The 8,760-nt window shown below is 62.9% G+C and carries 7 protein-coding genes and 1 pseudogene; 1 reads left to right on the plus strand and 7 read right to left on the minus strand.

The genetic code is table 11. The annotated features are described in order from the left end of the window. Nucleotides 1–138: 138 nt before the first annotated feature. From rpsI to mutY, 7 genes are all read right to left on the minus strand, one after another. The gene (gene rpsI, locus FLQ44_RS22395) at nucleotides 139–531 is read right to left on the minus strand and encodes a 30S ribosomal protein S9 (protein ID WP_017509911.1); all 393 of its coding nucleotides are present in this window, start codon (nucleotides 529–531) and stop codon (nucleotides 139–141) included. 18 nt (nucleotides 532–549) lie between these two features. Next, a complete protein-coding gene (rplM, locus tag FLQ44_RS22400) occupies nucleotides 550–978 on the minus strand; it encodes a 50S ribosomal protein L13 (protein WP_017509912.1) in 429 nt (142 codons plus the stop codon). 353 nt (nucleotides 979–1,331) lie between these two features. Beyond that, a complete protein-coding gene (gene deoD / locus FLQ44_RS22405; RefSeq protein WP_147696133.1) occupies nucleotides 1,332–2,045 on the minus strand; it encodes a purine-nucleoside phosphorylase in 714 nt (237 codons plus the stop codon). 211 nt (nucleotides 2,046–2,256) lie between these two features. Next, nucleotides 2,257–3,477, minus strand: coding sequence for a phosphopentomutase (locus FLQ44_RS22410; protein WP_147696134.1), 1,221 nt, complete (start codon nucleotides 3,475–3,477; stop codon nucleotides 2,257–2,259). 172 nt (nucleotides 3,478–3,649) lie between these two features. Further along, complete coding sequence (gene deoC / locus FLQ44_RS22415; RefSeq protein WP_147696135.1) at nucleotides 3,650–4,417, minus strand: deoxyribose-phosphate aldolase; 768 nt, start codon at nucleotides 4,415–4,417, stop codon at nucleotides 3,650–3,652. Between the two features lie 105 nt (nucleotides 4,418–4,522). Continuing rightward, nucleotides 4,523–6,733, minus strand: a complete 2,211-nt coding sequence (locus FLQ44_RS22420) for a RelA/SpoT family protein (RefSeq protein WP_147696136.1) — start codon at nucleotides 6,731–6,733, stop codon at nucleotides 4,523–4,525. Nucleotides 6,734–6,769: 36 nt separating this feature from the next. Further along, nucleotides 6,770–7,828, minus strand: coding sequence for an A/G-specific adenine glycosylase (mutY, locus tag FLQ44_RS22425; RefSeq protein WP_147696137.1), 1,059 nt, complete (start codon nucleotides 7,826–7,828; stop codon nucleotides 6,770–6,772). Between the two features lie 114 nt (nucleotides 7,829–7,942). On the opposite strand from mutY, the pseudogene FLQ44_RS22430 reads away from it, so the two are divergent. Beyond that, nucleotides 7,943–8,760 (plus strand): annotated as a pseudogene (locus FLQ44_RS22430) (THUMP domain-containing protein); the annotation flags it as partial.

The following is an 8,760-nucleotide window of genomic DNA, read 5'->3' on the forward strand; positions in this document are numbered from 1 at the left end:
TGCCACACGCCCTGCCCCGTATCCGCACCCGCGCAGCAGCAAGCCGGCCTGCTGGTGGCAAGGCGTAGCAGTTTCTGCCAGAGACAAAAGAAAAAAGCCACCGCGAACGGTGGCTTTTTTTGTCTCGCAACAAGCAAATTAACGCTTGGAGAACTGCTTGCGACGACGTGCTTTGCGCAGACCCACTTTTTTACGTTCCACTTCACGGGCATCGCGAGTAACGAAGCCGGCGTGGGACAGAGTAGGTTTCAGCTCGGCGCTGAAGTCGATCAGGGCGCGGGTGATACCGTGACGGATGGCACCAGCTTGGCCGGTTTCACCGCCGCCGTTCACGTTAACCATGATGTCGAAAGACTCCAGGTGCTCGGTGATTTGCAGTGGTTGACGGATAACCATGCGACCGGTTTCGCGAGCGAAATACTGGTCAACTGGTTTGCCGTTAACGATGATCTGGCCGGAGCCTTTTTGCATGAACACACGAGCTACGGAGCTCTTGCGACGGCCGGTACCGTAGTAGTATTTACCGTTCATCTATACTTGCCTCAGAAATCAGATTTCCAGCACTTTTGGCTGTTGCGCAGTGTGCGGGTGCTCGGTGCCGGCGTATACCTTGAGCTTCTTGATCATGGCGTAACCCAGCGGACCCTTCGGCAGCATACCTTTAACGGCTTTTTCCAGAACGCGCTCCGGGAACTGGTTTTGCAGTTCGGTGAAGTTGCGCTCGTAGATACCACCAGGGTAGCCGGAGTGACGGTAGTACTTCTTATCCAGTGCTTTGTTACCGGTAACGCGCAGTTTCTCTGCGTTAACGACAACAATGTAATCACCGGTATCAACGTGCGGAGTAAACTCCGGCTTATGCTTGCCGCGCAGACGACGAGCGATTTCAGCAGCGAGACGGCCCAACACCTTATCTTCGGCGTCGACCACGAACCACTCGCGCTTTACCTCATGCGGCTTGGCAGAAAAGGTCTTCATGGAACTCTTCCATCGTAATTCTTGAAAGTTCCGGATTCTATTACAGAGATACCCTGCTGTCAAACCTAAGTCACGATTCAAGGCCTTGTCGGGCAAAGAGAAACCGTTTTCGGTACACATTGGGCAAAAAGGCAAAAAAAGAGCGCAATCGGGCTTGCCTGATTGCGCCAAGTTCCACCTATAGAAGGAGGATGGAGGAGACAACACCAAAACGCACACTTTCACGCAACGTCCTGATGTAGCTTGATTATGGAATTGCGCTAGACACTTTGCAAGGCAATTTTGTGCATCGCACCAAAAAATGTTCTTTGCACACTACAAAGCCTGTGCAATGCAGCAACAGCAAGCCGGCATTACAGCTTGAGTGCCGTTTCCAGCGCGATGTCCATCATGTCGCGGAAGGTAGTCTGGCGCGCCTCGGCGTCCATGGCCTCGCCGGTAGGAATCACGTCCGACACGGTCACAATGCCCAGCGCGCGCGCGCCGTACTGCGCGGCCACGCCGTAGATACCGGCAATTTCCATTTCCACCGCGTTCACGTTCATGCTCTTGAGCGTATCCAGCAGCTGCGGCTGTACGCCGTAGAACAGGTCGGCCGAGAACACATTGCCCACTTGTACCTTCTTGCCCAGCTGGGCAGCGGTATCGACCGCAGTACGAAGCACCTCGAAGTCGGCAATGGCGGCGTAGTCGTGGTCCAGGAAACGCATGCGGTTTACCTTGCTGTCGGTGCAGGCGCCCATGGCGATCACGATATCGCGCAGGCCCAGGCGTGCCGGGTCAACCGAGCCGCAAGAGCCGATGCGGATGATGGTTTTCACACCAAAATCCTTGATCAGCTCGGTGGTGTAAATGCTGGCAGACGGAATACCCATGCCGTGCGCCATGACCGACAGGCGCTTGCCCTTGTAGGTGCCGGTATAGCCGAACACATTGCGCACGCTGGTCACCTGTACGGCGTTGTCCAGGTAGGTTTCGGCAATCAGCTTGGCGCGCAGCGGGTCGCCCGGCATCAGTACGATGTCGGCGAAATCGCCCATTTCGGCGCCAATATGCGGTGTAGCCATGTTTTATCTCCTTGCTGTGGTCACGACGGCCGGCGGATACACGGGTGCCAAAGGCCGGAACGGTGCTCTGCCCGCCGTCGGAGATGGTATGCGCCAACACGTCCGCCCCTGTACGTGTATGTTGGCCGCAGTCAAATACTGGCCGGCGGCCGGTGCCATTGGCACCGCAGCCACCGGCAGTGGTGTCATTCAGGGCCTGGGCCCTGCCAAGTTAGCCCAGAAAAGACGTACCGTAATCCATCGCCGGCACGCCCAGCCAGCTGGCCACACTCTGGCCGATATCGGCAAAGGTGGCACGCTCGCCCAGGCTACCGGGCTTCACTTGCTTGCCGTAGCACAGCACGGGGATGTGCTCGCGGGTGTGGTCGCTGCCCGGCCAGGTAGGGTCACAGCCGTGGTCGGCGGTGAGGATCACGATATCGTCGTCGCCCATGGCCGCTAGCAGCTCGGGCAGGCGTGCGTCGAACTGCTCCAGCGCGCGGGCGTAGCCGGCTACATCACGGCGGTGGCCGTAGCTGGAATCGAAATCCACAAAGTTGGTAAAGATGATGCTGTGGCCCGGCGTGGTCTTCAGTGCGGCCAGGGTGGTGTCCCACAGCTCGTCCAGGCCGGTAGCCTTGTACTTTTGCGTGATGCCAACGTGGGCGTAAATATCGGCGATCTTGCCCACCGACACCACCTGCCCGCCCGCCTCGGCCAGCTTTTGCAGCACGGTGGGCGCTGGCGGCTCGACCGCCAGGTCTTTGCGGTTGCCGGTACGGCTGAACTGGCCCTTGCCGCTGCCGACAAACGGGCGCGCAATCACGCGGCCGATATTGTAGGGCGCCAGCGCCTCGCGCGTGATGCGGCACAGCTCGTACAGGCGTTCCAGCCCGTAGGTTTCCTCGTGGCAGGCAATCTGGAATACCGAGTCGGCCGAGGTATAGAAAATGGGCTTGCCGCTGGCCATGTGCTCTTCGCCCAGGCGGTCGAGAATCTCGGTACCGCTGGCGTGGCAGTTGCCCAGGTAGCCCGGCAGGCCGGCCTTGGCCACCAGCTCGTCCAGCAGCGCCGGCGGGAAGCTGTGCTGCTTGTCGTGAAAGTAACCCCAGTCGAACAGCACCGGCACGCCGGCGATTTCCCAGTGGCCGGACGGCGTGTCTTTGCCGCTGGACAGCTCGCGGGCGTAGCCGTAGGCCGCCACCGGCGCCGCCGGGTCCATGCCCTCGGGGAAGTAGCCGGACGATAGCGCGCAGGCGTGCCCCAGCCCCAGGCGGGACAGGTTGGGTAATTGCAGCGGGCCGTGTCGGCCAACGTTGGCCGCGCCGCTAGCAGCGGCACGGGCGATGCTGCCCAGGGTATTGCTGCCTACGTCGCCGAAGGTGTCGGCGTCGGCACTGGCGCCTATGCCCAGGGAATCCAGTACCAGAATGATGGCGCGTCGGTTTGTCATGGTGTTGCCTCGTTGTGTTGGCGGCGCAGTATCTGCTGCGCTTTATCTGTGTTTTTAGCACGCTGGCGGCGGCAAGGACAGTGCCCGCCAAGCCAGCTGGCCATCCATAAAAAAGGTTGGCCGCATCGCTGCGGCCAACCTTGCCGGGTGCCAAATCCACCCTTGGCGCCGCTTAGTAGCCGCTGTGCCGTGTGATGTCGCCACCCTGCACTACCGCCTGCAAGTTGGCCAGCAAGCCGGAGGCGCCAAAGCGGAAGTTGGCCGGGGTCAGCCACGCTGCGCCCATGATCTGCGCGGCCAACTGCAGGTAAACCACCGAATCGTCGGCCGTGCGCACGCCACCGGCAGCCTTGAAGCCGCAGGGTCGGCCGCTATCGCGGATAGCCTGCAGCATGATAGCCGCCGCCTCTGGCGTGGCGTTGACCGCCACCTTGCCGGTAGAGGTTTTCAGGAAGTCGGCGCCGGCGGCCAGTGCTATTTCGCTAGCCTGGCGGATCAGCGCTGGCGTGGCCAGCTCGCCGCTTTCGATAATTACCTTCAGCACCTTGTCGCCACAGGCCGCCTTGCACGCGGACACCAGCGTGCGGCCAACATCAGCGTTGCCCGCCTGCAGTGCGCGCCAGGGGAACACCACGTCCACCTCGTCGGCACCGTAGGCGATGGCAGCGCGGGTTTCCGCCACGGCAATCGCCACATCGTCGTCACCGTGCGGAAAGTTGGTGACAGTGGCAATGCGTACGCCACTGGCACCGGCACGCGCCAGGGCGCGGCGGGCGTGCGGTACAAAGCGGGGGTAGACGCATACGGCGGCGACCTGGCCTGCGTCGCTGCGCGCCTTGGCGCACAGTGCGTCTATGGTGGCTACGCTGTCGTCGTCGTTCAGCGAGGTCAGGTCCATCAGCGACAGCGCCAGCTGTGCCTGCTGTTTCAGGTCTTGCATGATGCATTCGGTTAACAGTGATTGCAGACCCATCCCGGGCCCGGCGCCAGCTACCGGGGTAGCTGGCGAGAACACGCGGCGCGGCCAGGGTTGGCCGCATGCCGCCTAGACGCGCCGCGCCTCGTGCACGCCGCGTACTTCCATGATGTGCGCCAGCACGCGGCTGATATCGCGCACCTGCCGTACTTCTACGGTAAAGCGCAGCTTGGCTTTCTGCGCCCGCGACAGGGTGTTCACGCCGATCACGTTCAGCTTTTCGCGCGAGAACACATCGGAAATATCGCGCAGCAGGCCGGGGCGGTCGCTGGCGTGGATTTCCAGGTCGATCGGGAACACGCCGTTTTTCTGGTCGCCCCAGTCGGCGGCAATCAGCCGCTCCGGCGCGTCGGCAGACAAGCGCTTGAGCGTAATGCAGTTGCTGCGGTGTATCGATATGCCACGGCCACGGGTAACAAAACCAGCCACGCTGTCCGGCGGCGCCGGTTTGCAGCACTTGGCCAGAATGGTCATCAGGTTGCCCACGCCCTCGATCAGCACGCCGCCCGAGTCGTGGCCGCCACGGCTGCGGCGCACCAGGTCTTCCGGTGCCACCTCCAGCGGCTGCTGCGGCGCAAAGCTTTCGATGGCGTTGCTGATGGCGCGTGTACCCAGCTCGCCGTGGCCCAGCGCGGCGTACAGCTCGTCCATGCGCGAGTAACCCAGCTTGTCGGCAATCTGTGCCAGGCTGGGCTGCACGTGCGGGTGGCGCGACAGCTCGCGCTCGAACAGCTGGCGGCCGGTTTCGCGCACGACGTCGGCGTTTTGCTGGCGCACATACTGGCGGATCTTGCTGATGGCACGGTGGCTCTTCACCCAGCCTTCGTGCAGCCAGTTTACCGACGGGCCGCCCTCTTTCGCGGTGAGGATCTCCACACGCTGGCCGTTTTGCAGCGGGGTGGACAGCGGCACGATATGGCCTTCTACCTTGGCGCCGCGGCAGCGGTGGCCCAGGTCGGTATGCAGGCTGTAGGCAAAATCGATGGCGGTGGCGCCCGAGGGCAAATCCAGCACGCGGCCCTGCGGCGTCAGCACGTAGATGGTGTCGGAAAACAGCTCGGTCTTGAAGGCGTCGGCCAGGTCGCTGCGGTCGGAATCCGACATCTCTTCGCGCCAGTCCAGCAGTTGGCGCAGCCAGGAGATTTTCTCCTCGTACTGCGCATCGCCCTTGCCGCCTTCTTTGTAGCGCCAGTGGGCGGCCACGCCGAATTCGGCGTGCTCGTGCATTTCGAAGGTGCGTATCTGCACCTCTACCCCGCGCCCTTCCGGGCCGATGACCGCGGTATGCAGGCTACGGTAGTCGTTGGCCTTGGGGTTGCTGATGTAGTCGTCAAACTCGCCGGGTATCGGCTGCCACATGCTGTGGATCAGCCCCAGCACGGTGTAGCAGTCTTGCAGGCGCTCCACCAGAATGCGCACGGCGCGAATATCGTACAGCTCGGAAAAATCGAGCTTCTTTTTCTTCATCTTCTTCCAGATGGAATAGATGTGCTTGGGCCGGCCGGCTACGTCGCCCTTGATACCGGCGCCTTTCAGCTCGCCGCGCAGGGTGTCCAGCAGGCGGTCGATATAGCCGATGCGCTCCAGCCGGCGCTCGTCCAGCAGCTTGGCAATTTTCTTGTAGTTGTCCGGCTCGGTATGGCGAAAGCCCAGGTCTTCCAGCTCCCACTTGATCTGCCATACGCCCAGCCGGTTGGCCAGCGGTGCAAACAGCTCCAGCGTTTCTTGCGCGATCTGCTGGCGCAGGCCAGGCTCGGCCACCTGCGACAGGTAGTGCATGGTTTGCGTACGCCACGCCAGCTTGATCAGCACCACGCGGATGTCGGCCACCATGGCCAGCAGCATCTTGCGCATGGTTTCGGCCTGGCGCGCGCGGTCTTCCGGCGTGGCCAGGCGGTCCAGCCGCGCCAGCTCGGTGAGGCGGCGCACACGGTTGCCGCCGTCTACCAGGGTCAGCACGGTACGGTTGAAGGTATTGGGCAGCCACTCCTGCCAGTCTTCGCGGTAATCGGGGGCGGCAAACAGCAAGGTGGCGGCAATGGCGTCCGGCAGCAGGTTCAGGTCGGCCACGATGGCGGCGGCGGCCACGGCATGGCTGAATACATCTTCACCGGTATGCGGCAGCGTTTTGCCGGCGTACATGGCACGGGCGGCGTCAAACGCGCGCTGCAGCATGGCGCGCTCGGCATCGGTTAGCGCTGCCGACAGCTGGGCCAGCCACACGGCCGGGTCGGCGGCGTCGGCCAGGGTATCGGCTACGGAACGTACTACGGAAACCATTTTTCAGCTCACCTTGCGGCCACGCCGCGGCTGGGTTTAGGGGGTAATCGCCAGTGCTTGCAACAACAGTTTGCGCACCGGTGCCGGCACGCCGGCATCCAGCGCATCGGCCAGCGGCAGCCACTGCCAGCTGTCCTCGTGACAGCTATCGGCCAACCTCTGCTGCAGCAGTACCGGCTGCGGCGTAATGGTGAGCCGGAAATGGGTAAACACGTGCACCATCTCGGGCCAGGCGGGCAGCAGGTCGCCCACCGCGTTGGCCGCCAGCCAGCCATCGACGGCCAGTGTGCTATCGAATTCCGGCAGGCTCAACAGCCCGCCCCAGATACCCACCGGCGGGCGGCGCTGCAGCAGTACCCGGCCCTGGTGCAGGGCAATCAGCATCACCGTCTCGCGCTCGGGCACGGCTTTTTTCGGCTTGCGCTGCGGCAGCTCGGCGGTGCGGCCACTGTTGGCCGCCACGCAGCCATCCAGCATCGGGCAGGCGGTACAGGCGGGCTTGCTGCGTGTACAGACGGTAGCGCCCAGGTCCATCAGCCCTTGGGTATACGGCACCATGTCGGCACGGCTGGCGGGGGTAAGCCGCTCGGCCAGCTGCCACAGCTGCGCCTCCACCGGCTTGTCACCGGGGTAGCCTTCCACGCCAAAGCAGCGCGTCAGCACGCGTTTGACATTGCCATCCAGAATGGTTTCGCGCTGGCCAAAGGCAAACGCCGCAATCGCCGCCGCGGTAGAGCGGCCCACACCGGGCAGGCGCTCGATGTCCTGGCGCTGCTGCGGAAACTCGCCGCCAAAGTCGCGCATCACCATCTGCGCGGCCTTGTGCAGATTGCGCGCCCTGGTGTAGTAGCCCAGGCCACTCCACAGTGCCAGCACATCGTCCACCGGCGCTGCGGCCAAGGTGGCCAGGTCGGGAAAACGGGCCAGAAAGCGCGGGTAATAGCCCAGCACGGTACTGACCTGCGTTTGCTGCAGCATGATCTCGGACAGCCACACGCGATAAGCATCGCTTACCTGCCACGGCAGGCCATGGCGGCCATACAGGCGCTGCCACGCCACCAGGCGGCTGCCAAACTGGGTTTCTAGCGTAGACACGGCTTAGCCACTCAAAATCGAACCGGCCATGTTAAACCAAAGCGCGGGCAGTACCAAGCAGGCAAGCCCCGAATAGGCTAGAATGGTGGATTGATTTCAAAGGATTACCGCACGATGTCCACCTTCCGTTCCCGCCAGCGCGCCGCGCAACGCCGTCAGCCCACTTCATTTGCCGAGCGCAACGCACCACCTGCCGGGAATAACGCTCCGCCAGCAGGCCAGGCCGGCAACAACCCGCGCTTTGGCAACGACAGCCGTGGTTTCGATAAACCACGCTTCGGCGGCGAGCATCGTCGTGACGGTGATGCCCAGCCACGTGGCGAACGCAGCTTCGATAAACCACGTTTTGGCGGCGACAAGCCACGCTTTGAAGGCAATCGCGATAACCGCGACGGCGGCTTCAAACGCGACGGCGAGTTCCAGCCACGCGGCGAACAACGCAGCTTCGACAAACCACGCTTCGGCGGCGATAAGCCCCGCTTCGAAGGCAATCGCGATAACCGCGAAGGTGGCTTCAAGCGCGACGGCGAATTCCAGCCACGCGGCGAACAGCGCAGCTTCGACAAACCACGCTTCGGCGGCGACAAACCGCGCTTCGAAGGCAATCGCGATAACCGCGAAGGCGGCTTCAAGCGCGACGGCGAGTTCCAGCCACGCGGCGAACAGCGCAGCTTCGACAAACCACGCTTCGGCAGCGACAAGCCACGCTTTGAAGGCAATCGCGATAACCGCGAAGGCGGCTTCAAGCGCGAAGGCGGCTTCAAGCGCGACGGCGAATTCCAGCCACGCGGCGAACAGCGCAGCTTCGACAAACCACGCTTCGGCGGCGACAAACCGCGCTTCGAAGGCAATCGCGATAACCGCGAAGGCGGCTTCAAGCGCGACGGCGAGTTCCAGCCACGCGGCGAACAGCGCAGCTTCGACAAACCACG

Source organism: Vogesella mureinivorans, from assembly GCF_007644035.1.
GTDB lineage: Bacteria > Pseudomonadota > Gammaproteobacteria > Burkholderiales > Chromobacteriaceae > Vogesella > Vogesella mureinivorans.